The organism is Saccharopolyspora spinosa NRRL 18395 (assembly GCF_000194155.1).
In the GTDB taxonomy this organism is placed as follows: Bacteria; Actinomycetota; Actinomycetes; order Mycobacteriales; family Pseudonocardiaceae; genus Saccharopolyspora; species Saccharopolyspora spinosa.
The window spans coordinates 164,152-179,395 of the sequence record NZ_GL877879.1; the positions used below are offsets into that span (position 1 = coordinate 164,152).

Below are 15,244 nucleotides of genomic sequence, written 5' to 3' on the forward strand. Positions count from 1 at the left end.
GGCCCTGACATTGGTCATAGCGGAAGTCGGCGCGTCGAACAGTTTTTCGCGCCGACCTGCTGGTCGCTTCCGAAAAATCGCTAGCCCACAGTCAAACCTGCACGAAGATCGCCACTACAGCGACAACAACAGCGACGAGCGCCACCACCATGTTCCAGACCGCCAACCGACGAGAAGCTTTTGCCTCCGCCAGCGCAGCAAAGGCAGCACGTTCATAGGCGCGCCGATTCAACTCATCGGCGTAGTAGTTCAGCCCGACTACCGTGGTTTCGGAAATGTTGTCGTATAACGCCTCAATGTCGGCGTCGGACATGCTACGAAGCTTGGCGAGTTTAGGGGCCATTGGCATGGGTATGAACGTAGCGGCAACCCTGGGGCGGAGAATACTAGGCGTCCACTCGGCTCCTGGGCTCGTTCCCTGCCGCCCGGTCCACGACGCCGGTGCGCTCAACGCTGCTGGTGCGTCCGTAGCAGACCTCTGCGACGCCGGACGCGGTGAACCGGTGAAGGGCGCCGAGACCCTGCCAGGGGCTCGAAACGCGTGTTCCCCAGGTCCGTAACAGACCTCTGCAACCTGGCACGTTTTCGCAGCTCAATCGCTGTAACAGGGCGTCTGTTACGGGGTCTGCTACGGCGCGGGTCTGCAACACGTCTGCTACGAGGTCTGCAACACCCCCTGCTACGGGGGGTCTGCTACCGGCCCAAGGCAGGAAAACGGCCCCCAGGGGAGTACCTGGGAGCCGTCACGAGTTGGGAACCGACCGCCTTACCGTTGGGTCGTGTCGTCCCGCAGCCACCGAATGCGGCGGCGGACCGCGCGCGTCTTTTCCGTCCACTGGTGCCACCACGACACCGTTCCCGCCGTTGCGGCCAGGTACCCGACGAGGTAGCACCACTGCGCCCACACCGGGAGCGGCTGGGTGTGCAGGAGCACCACCAGGGCGAGCCACGCCAGCAGCGGCCACACGGTGGTGAGCGCGGCCAGCGGTCCGGCACCGGTCCACCACGAGCGGACGGCCATGCCGGACGCCACCAGCAGCCAGGGGCCGACGAGTACCGTCGCCGCGCCCAGGCGGAGCCACCAGGGCCAGACCGGCACCGACACGGCTCCTGCCAGCGTCACCCCGTATCCGATCAGCGCCGGGCCCAGAACGAACGCTTCCACGCGGTTCTGCGGGAGGTGCCACAGCCATGCTTGGTTGAGCACGGCGTCGTCCTGGGCGAGCTTGGCGGCTTCGCGGTCGACATCGTCGAGGTTCACGCCTGACCCTTCCCGTCCAGTTCGTCGCGGACGAACACGCGCTTCGGGGACTCGCCCGAGACGATGCGCTTCGGCTTCGTCGTCAGGTTCGGGTTTCCAGTGGCCGCGCGCAGGGCGTCCCGAAGGTCTTCCGCCGCTCGGTTGTAGTCCGCGGTGCTGGTCTCGGCGGACACCCAGCCCAGCGCGCCCAGGATCTCCACCGGTTCCGCGCCGACCCGGTCCCCGATGACCTCCAGGACCTTCGCCAGCACGTCGGCCGGTGTCGCGTCACGTGCCAGTCCGGCGCAGTCAGCCAGCATCGCCTCCATGTCCGCGATCACCGCGTTCACTGTCGAGTCGGCCAGCTCGTCGACCTTCCGTTCGTTCTGCTGGCCGGCGGCTTCCCGCCGGGCTCGCTCGATCGCTTCCTGCAAGCGGGTGCTCTTGGCTCCGACCCGGTCGACGCCGCCGGTCCGGCGCACCGGGCCCGGCTGCTGTGCCTGGCCACCGTCACCGCTAGTCGGGTACTCGCCCCTGTCCGGCAGCGGCAACCCGAAGTAGTCGGCCACGTGGCCGAACCGGGATGCGGACCACCGGCCGGACCACAATTCGCCCAGGGCGGCGGCTTCGTCGCCGGAGAGGTCACCGAAGGTGCCGTTCACCTCCGCTGCCTGCATCGCGAGCGCGATGTGGTCGGCGGAGTAGTAGAACACCTTCGCCGGGATCTGCTCCGCCTTCGATCCCAGAGCCAGGACGAACGTGTGCTCCGGGATGCGGGTCGGGTCCAGGCGGTCACCGCCCACTGCCCGCGCGTCGTGGCTGGACTTGGTGCGGAAGATCGCGCGGCGGTTGGTGTTAACGAACAGGTCGTTCCCGCTGAACCCCATGTGAGAGTCGGTGGTGCGCTGGGTGCCGATCTCCAGTTCCACCCCTTCGCTGCGGCCTTTCGAGCCGAGCGTGGTCAGCATGTGCGGGACGGTGGCCTTCTCCCCGTTGGGCAGCGTGACCGGAATGTGCTGGGTTCCGTCCTTCTTGGCCTTGATCAGTGCGTCCACCTCGTCCAGGTACGCGATGAACCGGGGGTGCTTCGGGGTCGGGATCACGTTGCCCCCGTCGTCGCGGGGGATGCTGGGGTTGGCCATCCGGTGGCGGTACAGCATGTACGCGGCCATGAGCACCTTCACCGCGCTGTCCACTTCCTCCTGGGTGCCGTTGTCGCCGCCGCCGATGATCGCGAACGGGGACCGGGTGGCCCGGCCATCGACCACGGGCTGCATGAACGGCCGCAGGAACGCCGAGAGCTTCGACATGCCCGCGATGCCCAGCACCACGTGCGGGCGACGCAGGTAGTGGACGATCTGGGCCCGGAAGTAGGTGGACTTACCCGACCCGGACGCGCCGATGGCGACGCCGTGCGGGCCCGCTTCCGGCTGCTCGATCGGGGCCCCGTGCTGGTAGAACCCGAGCATGAGCGGGTGTTCCGGGTCGAACACCGGCACCGTGATGTCCTCCCCGTCGGACGGGTCGAACTTCTCGGTGAGCACGTCCCGCAGCGTCACGTCGAAGAACACGCGCTTCGCGTCGCCCTGGACCTCGGTGACCTTCACCGCGTCGCCGGGGATGCGGATGCCACGGCGTTCACGCATGACGCGGGCCGTGATCCCCATCAGCTTCGCTTCCGCGTTCCTCACGCTCTGGGCGGTGTCGTTCCGTTCTAGGTCGAGCTCGACGAGCACGCGTTCACTCGCGCCGCCGAACCCGGCGGTGACATCCAGGATTTCCACCAGGCCGAACCCGGCGTCGTGGAAAATCTGCTCGTAGTCCCCGCCCAGTTCGGCTTTCCGCAGCTTGGCGGCAGTCTCGGACTTGGGGTTACGAGCGCGGCGGACTCGGACGCGCAGGGCGATGTAGACGGATCCCCAGGCGACGCCGCCCAGAGCCAAGCCACTCCACATGCCCGGCTGCCACAGATCAGCGAACAAACCTGCCGCGTCCGCGCACCACGCCCAGGCGCCAGCGGCCAGCCCGGTTGCCGTGCCGAACAGGCCGGACTCGAACACCAGTCGGCGCTGCTCGTCCTTGTCAGCGGGCATCACCGCGCCACCCACGAAGGTGCCCAACAGGCCAGCGCCGGCGGTCAGACCGACGTGGCCCAGCAGGTTCGGGTCCATTGCGGCGTCGGCGAGCACGCCGCCCGCACCGACCCATGTGGTGATGAGCCAGGTCTGCCAGATGGTCGGGCCCGGTCCATTGTGTCCGGTCACGTGCCCCCCGTTGGTGCTGCTAGCGGTGGTCTTCGGCGTGGTGTTGGTGGTGGGGTCGCTGGTCGACATAATGGGCAATCTCTCTCGTTCGTAGCGGGCGGGAGGGAAAGGGGCAGCCAGGACGTGCCGTGTCCTGGCTGCCCGCCTGATCAGGCTTCGGGCATCGTCGAGCGGTCCCAGGCGTCCTCTCGGACGTCGTCGGAGTACAGGCGATCCAGCTTCGTCCCCTGCGCCTGCTCCCATGCGTAGGTGGCTTCGGCGACCTGTTCCGCGCTGGCTTTGAACCCGTCCGGGACAGCGGCGGTGATGTCGTGGGCTGCACCCTCCGGCGGCAGCGTCTCGATGGCCACTTCGACATCCTCGGTCAGGAAGTCGGCCAGCACTTCGGCCAACTCGGCAACATCCTTGTGCCACTGGTGAACTTCCGCCGCGTGCGGCTTCTCACCTCGGCCCAGGCGCTGAGCGTTCTGGATCGACTCGATGATGTCCCGGACGTTCGTTCGGATCATGGGCTGCGTTCCTTCCTGATAGGTGCCACCGAACCCGGTCGGGCTGGTGGTCGTCTTCTCGGTCTTCTTGCCGGTGGCGCGCTCCACTTCGCGCTCGTGCCGTGCCTGGCGTGCCTGCTGGAATCGCTGCCAGTCCGCGAACAAGCCCACGAACGGAGCCCGCAGCGCGGTGACCGCATCGAAGTGCAGGGCACGGACCCGGTTGCCCAGCCGGTGACCAGCGATGCAGGTCCAGTACCAGGCTTCGAACAGCGCGGCGAGGGACTTGCGCACGGTCCAGTGCCCCACGTTCCACAGGACCCGCAGCAGGCCGGTCTTCGCGATACGCCGACGCCACAGCAACCACTTGCTGCGGGAGATCACACGAGCGGCGCTCCTGCGACGCTTGGCCTCCCGCTGCCGCTGCTGCTTGCGGGCTGCCTTGATGGCCTTGCGGGACCGCTTCGCCGCCCTGGCGGCCTTCCTGCCGCGCCCTGGGCGGCTCGACGTGCCCGCCGGCCGCTTGCCGGTGATCCTGCCCAGCAGGCGACGCCCCAGGCCCGGGCCGCGACCAGCTGGACGGGAACCGGAACCGCTGCGGGCACCGGCAGCCGTACGGCCAGTGCCGTGCTTGCGGGTCTTTTCACCGCCGACACGGCCCAGGGTCCGGCCCAGCCCGCCACGACGGGGCGCCGTCGACCTGGTGGGGGCCTGGTGCCCCACGGCAGGCTTGCGTCCGAGCCGCTTCGATGTCGAGCCAGGGTTCCCCTTGGTCGACTTCCTGGCGGCAGGCTTGCGTCTGAGCTGCTTTGTCGTCGAGCCAGGGTTCCCCGTGGTCGACTTCCCTGCGGCCTTGCCCTTCTTGGGCTTGGCGGTAGCCCGTCCAGCAACGCGACGGGCACCGCCCAGGATGCCGGTCGACCGCGCGCCGGACGGGCGACGCCGCTGCGCCTGGCGCTCACTGCGGCGCGCAGCTCGTTCCGCCGCACGGCGAGTGGACATCGGCCGGTTTCGGGCAACAGTGCGGTACCCGACTGCCAGGACGGCCAGCAGCAGAGCACCCAGCCCAGCGGGCCCGGCCGCGGCGCCGATCTCCGCCGCTGCGACCGCGCCGACCGGTGCCCCGCCGACGACGGCCCGGGCCAGCCCGGCGGTTCCTGTGCGCGTCTTGGTCATCTGCCCTTTCACCACCTCTCGTGATCGTTCGGACTTCGGTCGGGGGTCCGTTTCCCCAGCGGCCCCGCCGGGCCGGACAGGTCCGGCGGGAACCTGCGGACGCGGAACGGTTACTGCTTGCGGGTCTTGCCCGTCGCTACCTCGGTGTCGTGGCGGTGGCCGGGGGTGCTCATCACGCGGCCTCGCCTTCGGGCACGACCGGGTGCATGTCGGTCGTTGTGGCTGCGCGCTCGGCTTGCATAGCGGTGTAGATCGCGGCGCGTCGCCGACCGCCGACCGACAGGCCCCGGGCCCGCAGGCCCTCCAGCAACGCGTCCCGGCTCAGCCGGTCGCCGAGCTCGGCCGCCACCTGGCGAGCGGGCTCCAGCAGATCGGACACGTCCACCTCGGTCGGCTCGGTCGCCACCCGCACCGGGCCGCGCCGGTCGCCTCGGTCGCCGTTGCCGGTCGCCTTCCGGTCGCCGGTCTCGCCGCCTGGCTCGGCCGCGCCGGTCGCGTGCCGCCTGTCGGCTTCGGTCGCCTCGGTCGTGCCGGTCGGTCGGTCGTCGGTCGCCACCCGCAGCGCCCCAGCTCGGTCGCCTCGGTCGGTCGTGTCCCGGCCTGGTCGGTCGGTCATCTCGGTCGCCCGGTCGCCTCGGCCGCTCTTGTCGGTCGCCTTGCCACCACGCGGCCGGTCGCCGGTCTCGGTCGCCTTGGCAGTCGGGCCGGTCGTCTTCGTCTCGGTCGTCTGCGGCCGGTCAACCAGCTCAGTTGTGCCCCCGGTCGTCCCGGTCGCCTGCTTTCGGTCGGCTACCCCCGGTCGTTCCGGTCGCCTCGACCGGTCGCCTCGGTCGCCTGGCTGGTTCGGTCGCCGGTCGCCTCGTTCGGTCGTTCGGTCGCGGCGACGGCCGAAGAACCAGCGGCGGGGCCGGTCGCCGGTCGCCTCGGTCGGGAGCGGCTGGGCCGCAGGCTCGGTCGCCTCCCGCAGTGCCTCCGGTCCCCACACCAACGCGGCCGCGTCCAGCACGCTCTGGGCCTCCCTCAGCACCCGGTCGGCCCGCTCGGCGTCGGCCGCCCGGCTGGCCGCCAGCATCTGCTGGACGACCGGGCCCCACTTCTTCGCGGCCCGGCGACCGAGCCACCGGCGGCTCTTGGCCGCCTGCCGTTCGGTCGCGCGGCGGATCTTGGCCACCTGCCGCTCGGTCGCCGCGACCGATAGAGCGGTGTCGGCGTCCTCGATCCGGTCGCGGACCGCGACCCTGTAGGCGGCCAGGGTCCGGCCGAAGAACAGCAGCCACTGATCCGCGGGGAACCGCGGGCGCACCGGCCGGGCCTGCAACTTGCCTTTGGCGTGCAGCCGGGCGCGGCGCTGCCACCACTCGTGGATCTCCCACGCGGTCGGCCCGGCCACCGACAGGACGGCCAGCGCGGGCCCGTTGTGGGTCCAGTTCGACCAGGCGCTGAACGCGATCACGGCCCACATGAGCAGCCGGGCCCGCAGTGCCCGGTCCCGGTGTTCTCCGGCCGCTCGGACCACGGTGCCCATCGCCAGACCCAGGACCTCCAGCGCGGTCGCACCGGCCAGCGCGAACGGCAGCAGCAGCGCCAGGCCCTGCGGCGCCGGGCCGTGCAGGTAGCGGAACTGGCCGTACCAGGCAGTGCCGGCGGCCATCGCGACCAGCACGGCCACCAGGCGGCCACCCAGCGCCGCGATGAACTGGGCTTTCGCGCCGTCCCACCACTGCCTGCGGGCCCGCCGCTTGGCGCGCCTGGTGCGCCGTTTGATCGCCCGCTTAGCCTGCTTGGTGCGCAGGTCAGTCGACACGCGACGCTGCGAGGCGCGTTCCTGGATCTGATCGCGGGCCTCTTTTAGTTCCAACTCGCCCCGCTGGCGGCGAAGGTCCCGGTCCAGCTCGGCATCCGCCGTCCGAATCTCGGCATCCGCCAGCGCCGCCAACCCGTGCTCGCTCGACGCGGCGACACGGCGGTGTGCTGGCACGGTGTTCTTGTGCACAAAGCCGGGGAGCAGTTTCACGCCGCATCGCCCTCAGCTGCGGCGGCTTCGGAGGTTTCGGCGCGGTCACGCCAGAACTTCGCCAGCTGCCGGTACTCCCGAGCGGCGTCCGTCGCGTACAAGCCGGCATCGCACATCGCATGCGTGGCCAGGAGGTCATCGGTGTGCTTGGACAGCACCCGCCACACGCAGGCCTGACGCTCATACAGGGCTGCTTTCGCCGCGCACCGCGCAGCGTTGTCCGCACTGCTACTCAGCTCGTACCGCTGCGTTGCAAGCCGATCCAGCAACTCCCGCGCCGCACTACCCAACCAAGCCGGAGTAATCAACGTGGTGATCACGCCGCACCTCCGTTCACGCGGGCGTGCTTGGCGGCGCGACGAGCGCGCAGGACCGCCTGGCGCTGCCTGCGGTCGGCGATGCCACCGGCGAGCTCGATGCAGAAAGCCATGTCCTTTTCGGACCCGAAATGCTCGGCGAGCTCCCAGCTCTGCGTGGCCTCGGCGTAGGCGCCGGTTTCCTCTGCACGCAGCGCATCGAGCATGTGGCGGGCACCCAGCTCCCGGCAGGACCACACGCGCTGCGCTGCCACGCCTTCCAGCTCGGTCGGGTCGGTGGCGCACTTGCGGCACACCCAGCCGCCCTCGAACGGCTTGTAGGTGCGCACCCCGCGACCACAGCGGCGGCACGAGTCAGGCCGGTCCAGCTGCTCACGCAGGATGTGCAACTCCAGGAACTCAGCGGCCCGCGTCAACCCCAGCCAACCTCGGAGCAGGTACGTGGTCGAGCCGTCCGGGTTGGTCCAGCACCGGTCACAATCGCCGGAACCACACGACCAGGCCCGGCCGCCGAGTGCCTTCTTGGCGACCTTGAGCATGGCGCGATCGATGTGCTCGTTGCCGTCCCAGAGCACAACAGTCAGGTCACCGGCGGTGTCCATGTTGATCGTGCCGGTGGCGGTGAGCACCTTCCCGTCCTGGCGCAGCGTCGCGAACGCGGGCTCTGGTAGGCGGTCGGAGAAGGCGACGCGCACGCCATCGGCTTTCAATTCCTCGATGTGGCGGTGCACGTCCTCGGCGACAAGACGGCCGGCATTGCTGACATACTCAGTCACGGGTTCTCCCTGGTATCCGCAGGTGGGGACCAAGGCCCTCGGTCGGTGTTGCTGCACCGACGGGGGCCGACCCGTCTCACACGCGTCTCACGGACTCGTCAGACGGGGCTGAAATAGCAACCCGTTTCTGGACTTTCGTCGGACTTCACCAGGGAATTCGGATTCCGGCAGACTCACCGGATCCGATTCACGCGCCTACGGATCAGAAGGTTAGGGGTTCGAATCCCTTCGGGCGCGCGTCTGGTCGAGACAGCAAGAAACCCCCTGAACTGGGGGTTTCTTGTTTTTCCGGGGCATATACGGCCGGGTTGCTGCCTGCCGTTCAGGCCCCAGTTGCCAATAAATTGCCAACTTTCCCGGCTACTCGCCGGGCGCTTCGGAGTCCAGGAAGGCCAGCGCCTCCGCCGTCCAGCCGCCGACGCCGAACCGCCACGCCTTGCTGTCCGTCATTCTCAATCCACCGCGTCGATCAGCCGCTCATTTGCCTCAGCGCGCAGCGCTGTGGCAAAGGGCAGTCAACTGGTCGGCGAGCGGGTTCCTCTGCTCCCGGGTGTAGCGGCCTCCACCCAGCTCGAAAGCAGCTTCGTCAAGTTCCCGCTGAGCCGAACGCGCCAGCACCGCAAGCCAGCGGCGCCGAGCTCGATGAACAGGACACCGGCGATGATGAGACCGATGCCCACGCTTATGACCTTGGTGAGCGGTTCGTTGAACAGGATGCGAGAGGCCAGCGCGGTCCGGGCGACGCCGGAGGCGGCCCAAATGCCGTAGGCGACGCCGATGTCCATGCCCGCCAGGTCGAGGGAGAGGGCTGCGAACGAGCCGATGTATTGCTCTATTACGCCAAAACCAACTCGCGGCCCGGAATCCCGGCTTGGCGCATCGAAACGCTTGTCGGCCTGGCGTGTTCTGCAGTTCAGTAAGCGTTTTTCACCCTGGCCGATACGCAGCCGCGACGCTGGAAGCCCTACCGTACGAGGCTGCCCAAGCGGCTTTGCCGCTTTGGCCCACCCTCGCAGCTCGCACCGCTACCCGCGCCGCAACGCAAGAGGTTGAAAACGCTCAGTCGGACCAGAAGCGCTTTTTTCGCTTGGGGTGGCGGATGTCGTTGCCGCCCATGATCGAGAAGCTGCGGATGCGGATGAGCGGGGCGTTCGGCATTTCTGCTTCCTCGTCCACCTTGATCGTGTTGCCGCCCATGATGTCCGTGGAGTCGACCACCACCCGCACTCCGCGCGGCACGATCACGTCGCTGCCGCCCATGATTGACACGAGCATGATCTCGATCTCCGGGCCGGGCAGTGTCGCCTCGCGCAGGTCGATCGTGGACCCGCCCATGAGCGCGAAGTACCCCGACTTCCGTGGCACCCGCCAGCGCCCCTTGTAGTCGGAACCGCCCATGATCGCCAGTTTCCACCGGCGTTTGGTCCCGTCGGTGGGCTCGACGGGGCGGTCAGATGCCGTGGCCGGCAGGTCGGTCACCAGCGCGTCGAGTTCTCCGCGCGTGACGGACTGGTAGGCGGCGTCCACGCGTTCGGTGAACTCGGCCAAGGTCAGCCGTCCATCGCCAACCGCGTCGGTCAGCCGTCGTGCGATCTCGGTGCGTTCGGCATCGGAGGCGCGGATGGATCGGTCCCCGCTCCCGTCTGGGCTGCTCATGCCGGCAGTGTAGGACGCGCGGCCGAGGCGGATTCGGGAAATCGCGGGCATCTCGCACCTGGCCGCCTTCACGCGCGTGCCGGGTGCGTCGGCCTGGCGCCGGCCGGGTCCGGTGCTCGGTAGCGGTGTTGATCGGCGGAGCACCCGGTGGGACATCGACTCCGCCTCCGGGTTCGACCGGGTGTTCATCTCGGTTTCCGGCCCCGACGGCCAGTGCCCGCTGGACGTCCCCTCGCTGCTTCCACTCGCCGAGTCGACGTCGTCCAGCTCCTGCGGCCCGACCAGGAGTTGGCAGCTGACCCGGATCGGCCAATTGCCTGCCTGCTGTGCGCTGGCGATGCGGATCAGCTGGTCACGGCGGCGGCGAGCGCGCGGCGGGTCGAGGGCCGATGATGGCCCGTAGTCGGGACTGAGGGGAACCAGATGATCGACATCGCCAAGCAGGTAGCCGCCGTGCAGCGGGTGGTCAGCCAGCACTCGATCGACGGCGGTGGGCAGGTGAGCGTCCTGCTGCGCCGCAACTACGCCGCTTCGATCAGAGAGGTCTGGCGCGCGTTGACCGAACCGGACACGTTGCGATGTTGGCTCCTGCCGGTCACCGGAGAGCTGTGGGGACGCGGCTGGCACTGGTTCGACGGCACTGCGGGCGGTCGAATCCTGCGCTGCACGGCGCCGCGCTTGCTGAAGACGACGTTCGACGAGGACAACAGCGTTGTTGAGCTGCGGCTTTCTGACGGTGACGGGTCTGGCCCCGGGACCGGGGTCGAGGTCATGCACTCGGTTCCGCTGGATCCGATCAGCAGCGGCGCGGGCGCTTTGTTCGTCGGGCCCGCCTGGGACGTCGGCCTGCTCGGGCTGGACGTGTACCTCCGGGGCGAGGACATCCCCGGATGGGAGAACTCGGCCGAGGTGCAGCGGTTCTCCCGGCAGGTCATCAGGGCGTGGGCCACCGCGACCGAGGACTCCGGCACCGCCGACGGCGACCAGATCGCCGACGGGGTGGCCGCGGCGACCGCCCAGCTCACGCCGGATCTCGACCAGACGAGCGCCTGAACGTCCCGTCCCCGCTGGGCTGCCGTGTGGCAGGTCGGCGGGTTCAGCTGGTAGCAGCTCGACGCGAGCGTCCGATCGTCATCGCCATCGCGGCGGCAGCCCCGCACAGCGCGGCGGCTCCGATCCAGACCGCGTCGTAGGAGCCCAGCAGATCCCGCGTCACCGCGCCGAAGTAGGCGATCAGCCCGGCGCCCACCTGGTGTGCCGCACTCACCCAGCCGAAGACGATCGCGCCTCCGTGGCCGAAGACCTCGCGGCACAGGGCGATCGTCGGAGGCACGGTGGCGACGTCGAGCAGGCCGAACAGGACCGCGAAGACGATCATCCCCATGTGCACCGTCGGCCCCATCAGTGCTGGCAGGGCAAGCAGCGAGACGCCCCGCAGCCCGTAGTAGCCCGCCAGCAGCAGTTGCGGGCTGCAGCGGTCGGTGAGCCAGCCGGACCCGATCGTGCCGGCCACGTTCACCACCCCGATGACCGCGAGCAGCGAGGCCGCCACCGTGGTCGGCATGCCGTGATCATGCGCGGCGGAAGTGAAGTGGGTCCACATGATCCCGTTGGTGGATGCCCCGCAGATCGCGAAAGTGCCCGCCAGCAGCCAGAACGGGCCGGTCCGCGCCGCGTCGAACAGCAGTCGCACCGCGCGGCGGGCCGCGTCGGGCACGGGTTCGGGCTTGGGTTCGAAACCCGTTGCGCCGTAGGGCCGCAAGCCGAGGTCGGCGGGGTGGTCGCGCAGCACCCACCACACCAGCGGTGCCGTGGCCAACGCGATCAGCGCGAGGACGACGATCGCCGTGCGCCACGCGAAGTGTTCGACGACCCAGGACATCACCGGCAGGAACGCGAACTGCCCGAAGACGCTCGCCGCGGTCAGCGAACCGGTCACCAGGCCGCGTCGAGCCACGAACCAGCGGTGCGTCACGGTCGCGGCGAACGCCATCGCCAACGCGCCGCAACCGATCCCGACGAGCACGCCCCAACCCAGGACCAGTTGCCAGGAATCGGAAACGATCGTGGTCAGCCCGGCACCCGCGGCGATCAGCAGGAGCGCGCCCACCGCCACCCGCCGGATGCCGAAGCGGTCCATCAGCGCCGCGGAGAACGGCGAGGTCAGCCCGTACAGCGCCAGGTTCACCGACACCGCGACCCCGATGGTGGCGCGCGACCAGCCGAACTCGTCGTGCAGCGGGGTGACCAGGAGGCCCGCCGTGGTAGCACAGGCACCCGCGCTGATGACCGCCAGCGCGGTGACGGCGGCGACCCACCACGCGCGGTGGATGCGCGTCCGGGGAACTGTTTCGGTCGTCATGCCCAGACCCTGCGTCGCCGGGCGCGGCCGAACGAGTGGCCTGATGGCCAACATGTGCAAGAATCGGGACATGGCCAGTCGAGTCGCGGTGCTGGTCCGCCACGGCGTGCTGCCGATGGAACTGGGCCTAGTGCACCAGCTGTTCGGGAATGCCCGCTCACCTGCCGGAACGCCGCTGTACGACGTCGTGACGTGCACGCTCGTCCCCGGCCTGGTGCGCACCAACGCGGACTTCCCGATCAGCGTCGAGCGTGGTCCCGAAGCGTTGGCCGGGGCTAGCACCGTGATCGTCCCGGCATCGCACGAGCCGGACGAGACCGAGACCGAAGGCCTGCTCGGCCCGGATCTCGCCGAGGCGCTCGCGCGGATCCGGCCGGGCACCCGAATCGCCTCGATCTGCACCGGGGTCTACGTGCTGGCCGCGGCCGGGCTGCTCGACGGCCGCCGGGCGACGACGCACTGGAACTCCTGCGACCGGTTCCGCCGGCTCTACCCGGCGGTCCGGCTGGACCCCGACGTCCTCTACACAGACGACGGCGACGTGCTGACCTCGGCTGGGGAGGCGTCCGGCATCGACCTGTGCCTGCACATGATCCGGTGCGACCACGGCGCGGCGGTCGCCAACGAGGTGGCGCGGCTGACGGTCGTGCCGCCGCACCGCGACGGCGGCCAGGCCCAGTACATCCGGTGCCCGATCCCCGAACCCCAGCTCTCGTCGACCGCGCAGGCCCGGGCATGGGCGCTGGAGCACCTGGACCGGCCGCTGGCGCTGCGCGAATTGGCGGCGCGGGAGTCTATGAGCGTCCGCACGTTCACCCGCAGGTTCCGCGACGAGGTCGGCATCTCACCGCTGCAATGGCTGACCCAGCAGCGCATCGAGCGAGCCCGGCATCTGCTGGAGGAGACCGATCTGCCGGTCGACCGGATCGCGGCGGACGCGGGATTCGGCACTGCGGCTTCGCTGCGCCAGCACCTGCAGGCGGCACTCGGGGTGTCCCCGAGTGCGTACCGCAGCACCTTCCGAGGAAGCGCAGCCGTAGGGAGCCCGTGAGCGCTTTTGGTTGCTGTAGGGGCTCTTCCAGGCTCGTTTTGCGTGGCGGTGCGGGTGGCGGAACCTCAGACGCCGTGGACTGGCCTCGCCAAGAACCCCGACGGGTGGGCACAGTCCGATAACCCGCGGCGGTGCTTGCTGCGAGCGTGAGCTGAGCAGCTGGCGCCGTGTCGAAGACAAAAATCCGCCCTACCGCACCCTGGACGATCACTTCCAAAACAGCCTCTATAACACAAGAAACGCGCACGGGGATGTGACTTGGGCTCCGAACACCTGGCGGGTTGGGCTGCGCAGGAGCAAGGTTCAGGCAAAGCGCGGCGGACTGACCGCCGCAGGCTTGCCCAGGTGCAACGGGCGTCGACGAGGAGGTCGGCATGGCTGAACAGCAGCAGTGGGCTGCGGTGGACGACTACCTGGGCGCGCTGCTCACGCCGGAGGACCCGGTGCTGACCGCCGCCCTGCAGGCGAGCGACGAGGCCGCGCTGCCGCACATCAACGTGTCGGCCCTGCAGGGGAAGTTGCTGAACCTGCTCGCCCGGTCGGTGCAGGCGCGCAGCATCCTGGAGATCGGCACGCTCGCCGGCTACAGCACGATCTGGCTCGGCCGGGCGCTGCCCGCGGACGGTCGGCTGGTCACCCTGGAGGCGGAGCCGAAGCACGCCGAGGTCGCGCGCGCCAACCTGGCTCGCGCGGGCCTGGACGGCATCACCGAAGTGCGGGTCGGCCCTGCCCTGGACACGCTGCCGGAGCTGGTTGAGGAGTCGTTCGACCTGGTCTTCATCGACGCGGACAAGCCGAACATCCCGGAGTACTTCCGCTGGGCGCTGGTGCTCACCAGGCCGGGCGGGCTGGTGATCGTGGACAACGTGGTCCGCCGGGGTGCGGTGGTCGACGAGCACAGCAGCGATCCGGCCGTGCAGGGCGCGCGGCGGTTCCACGAGATGCTCGCCGCCGAGTCGCGGGCGTCGGCCACCACGATCCAGACGGTCGGCGCGAAGGGCCACGACGGCTTCACCCTTGCCGTCGTCCTGCCGCCTGGTGAATGATCTAGTGGTCAGACCAGTAGCCGCGTCCGCAGTGGACTGATCGCTACCCGGGAGGACAAATCATGACGAATCGATTCGCCAACCTGTTCCGGCTCGACGGGCGAAAGGCGGTCGTCGTCGGCGGTGGCAGCGGTCTTGGCCGGTCCAGTGCGGTGGGGCTGGCCGAGTTCGGCGCGAAGGTGGTCGTCGCGGACGTCGACGTGGCCGGGGCCGAGGAGACCGCCAAGGCGATCGGGGAGCTCGGGCACGAGGCGAGCTGGCGCGAGCTGGACGTGCGGGACGGCGAGCAGATCCAACGGCTCGCGGAGGCCGAGGCAGACGCCGAGGTCCTGGTCGTCACGCCGGGCATCAACGTCCGCAAGCGGCTGGTCGACACCGTCGACGAGGAGTTCGACCGGGTCGTGGACGTCAACCTGAAGGGCACCTACCGGCTGGTGCGGGACTTCGGCGCCCGGATGGCCGAACGCGGCCGGGGCAGCATCGTCACCTTCGCCAGCTTCCGCGCCGTGGTCGTCGAACCAGGGCAGGGCATCTACGCCGCGACCAAGGCCGGCGTCGTGCAGATCGCCCGCGCACTCGCCGCAGAACTGGGGCCGAAGGGCGTGCGGGTCAACGCGATCGCGCCGGGACCGTTCGAGACCCCGCTGACCGAGCAGATCAAGTCCGATCAGGGCTGGTACGGCGCGTACGCGGACAAGACCGCGTTGAAGCGCTGGGCGCACGCCGACGAGATCGCCGGTGCCGTGGTGTACCTCGCCTCGGACGCCGCCTCGTACGTGACGGGCAGCCTCCAGCTGGTGGAGGGCGGTTGGACGGCGATCGACGGCCGCTTCGAGCCGAGCGTCTAATCCGCT

The 15,244-nt window shown here is 69.5% G+C and carries 14 protein-coding genes; 4 read left to right on the forward strand and 10 right to left on the reverse strand.

The genetic code is table 11. The features are described 5' to 3' along the window. Positions 1–91: 91 nt before the first annotated feature. The 9 genes from SSPN_RS0119810 to SSPN_RS60045 all read right to left on the reverse strand — a co-directional run bounded on the left by SSPN_RS0119810 (position 92) and on the right by SSPN_RS60045 (position 10,408). Positions 92–313, reverse strand: coding sequence for a hypothetical protein (locus SSPN_RS0119810; protein ID WP_044574675.1), 222 nt, complete (start codon positions 311–313; stop codon positions 92–94). A gap of 453 nt (positions 314–766) precedes the next feature. Next, positions 767–1,261, reverse strand: a complete 495-nt coding sequence (locus SSPN_RS0119815) for a hypothetical protein (protein WP_010307640.1) — start codon at positions 1,259–1,261, stop codon at positions 767–769. After that, positions 1,258–3,573, reverse strand: a complete 2,316-nt coding sequence (locus SSPN_RS0119820; protein WP_010307641.1) for a hypothetical protein — start codon at positions 3,571–3,573, stop codon at positions 1,258–1,260. The genes SSPN_RS0119815 and SSPN_RS0119820 overlap by 4 nt, the downstream gene beginning before the upstream one ends. An 80-nt stretch (positions 3,574–3,653) precedes the next feature. Next, positions 3,654–5,168: a hypothetical protein gene (locus SSPN_RS0119825; protein ID WP_044574677.1), complete on the reverse strand. Its 1,515-nt coding sequence runs from the start codon at positions 5,166–5,168 to the stop codon at positions 3,654–3,656. Between the two features lie 172 nt (positions 5,169–5,340). Continuing rightward, complete coding sequence (locus tag SSPN_RS0119830) at positions 5,341–7,182, reverse strand: DUF2637 domain-containing protein (protein WP_010307643.1); 1,842 nt, start codon at positions 7,180–7,182, stop codon at positions 5,341–5,343. Then, on the reverse strand, positions 7,179–7,502 hold the full coding sequence (locus SSPN_RS0119835) for a hypothetical protein (protein ID WP_010307644.1): 324 nt from the start codon (positions 7,500–7,502) through the stop codon (positions 7,179–7,181). Before SSPN_RS0119835 ends, SSPN_RS0119830 begins: the two co-directional genes overlap by 4 nt. Then, positions 7,499–8,275: a hypothetical protein gene (locus tag SSPN_RS0119840; protein WP_010307645.1), complete on the reverse strand. Its 777-nt coding sequence runs from the start codon at positions 8,273–8,275 to the stop codon at positions 7,499–7,501. The genes SSPN_RS0119835 and SSPN_RS0119840 overlap by 4 nt, the downstream gene beginning before the upstream one ends. A gap of 515 nt (positions 8,276–8,790) precedes the next feature. Continuing rightward, positions 8,791–9,291 carry a DMT family transporter gene (locus SSPN_RS63290; RefSeq protein WP_428842112.1) on the reverse strand — a complete coding sequence of 167 codons (501 nt, stop codon included), beginning with the start codon at positions 9,289–9,291 and terminating at the stop codon, positions 8,791–8,793. Between the two features lie 43 nt (positions 9,292–9,334). After that, positions 9,335–10,408: a DUF1707 SHOCT-like domain-containing protein gene (locus tag SSPN_RS60045; protein ID WP_010307647.1), complete on the reverse strand. Its 1,074-nt coding sequence runs from the start codon at positions 10,406–10,408 to the stop codon at positions 9,335–9,337. Between SSPN_RS60045 and SSPN_RS0119860 the strand changes: the two genes are divergently transcribed. Beyond that, entirely contained in the window at positions 10,355–10,984 is a 630-nt protein-coding gene (locus tag SSPN_RS0119860) for an SRPBCC family protein (protein WP_029535522.1), read from the forward strand. The two genes, SSPN_RS60045 and SSPN_RS0119860, sit on opposite strands and share 54 nt — an antisense overlap. 43 nt (positions 10,985–11,027) lie before the next feature. Here SSPN_RS0119860 and SSPN_RS0119865 read toward each other — a convergent pair whose 3' ends face one another. Next, positions 11,028–12,293, reverse strand: coding sequence for an MFS transporter (locus SSPN_RS0119865; protein ID WP_010307649.1), 1,266 nt, complete (start codon positions 12,291–12,293; stop codon positions 11,028–11,030). A 43-nt stretch (positions 12,294–12,336) separates the two neighbouring features. Here SSPN_RS0119865 and SSPN_RS0119870 point away from each other — a divergent pair, with 43 nt between their 5' ends. The 3 genes from SSPN_RS0119870 to SSPN_RS0119880 all read left to right on the forward strand — a co-directional run bounded on the left by SSPN_RS0119870 (position 12,337) and on the right by SSPN_RS0119880 (position 15,238). Next, positions 12,337–13,344, forward strand: coding sequence for a GlxA family transcriptional regulator (locus SSPN_RS0119870; protein WP_010307650.1), 1,008 nt, complete (start codon positions 12,337–12,339; stop codon positions 13,342–13,344). A 374-nt stretch (positions 13,345–13,718) separates the two neighbouring features. Beyond that, complete coding sequence (locus SSPN_RS0119875; RefSeq protein ID WP_010307651.1) at positions 13,719–14,390, forward strand: O-methyltransferase; 672 nt, start codon at positions 13,719–13,721, stop codon at positions 14,388–14,390. Positions 14,391–14,452: 62 nt separating this feature from the next. Next, positions 14,453–15,238, forward strand: a complete 786-nt coding sequence (locus SSPN_RS0119880; RefSeq protein ID WP_010307652.1) for an SDR family NAD(P)-dependent oxidoreductase — start codon at positions 14,453–14,455, stop codon at positions 15,236–15,238. The last annotated feature ends 6 nt before the right edge of the window (positions 15,239–15,244 follow it).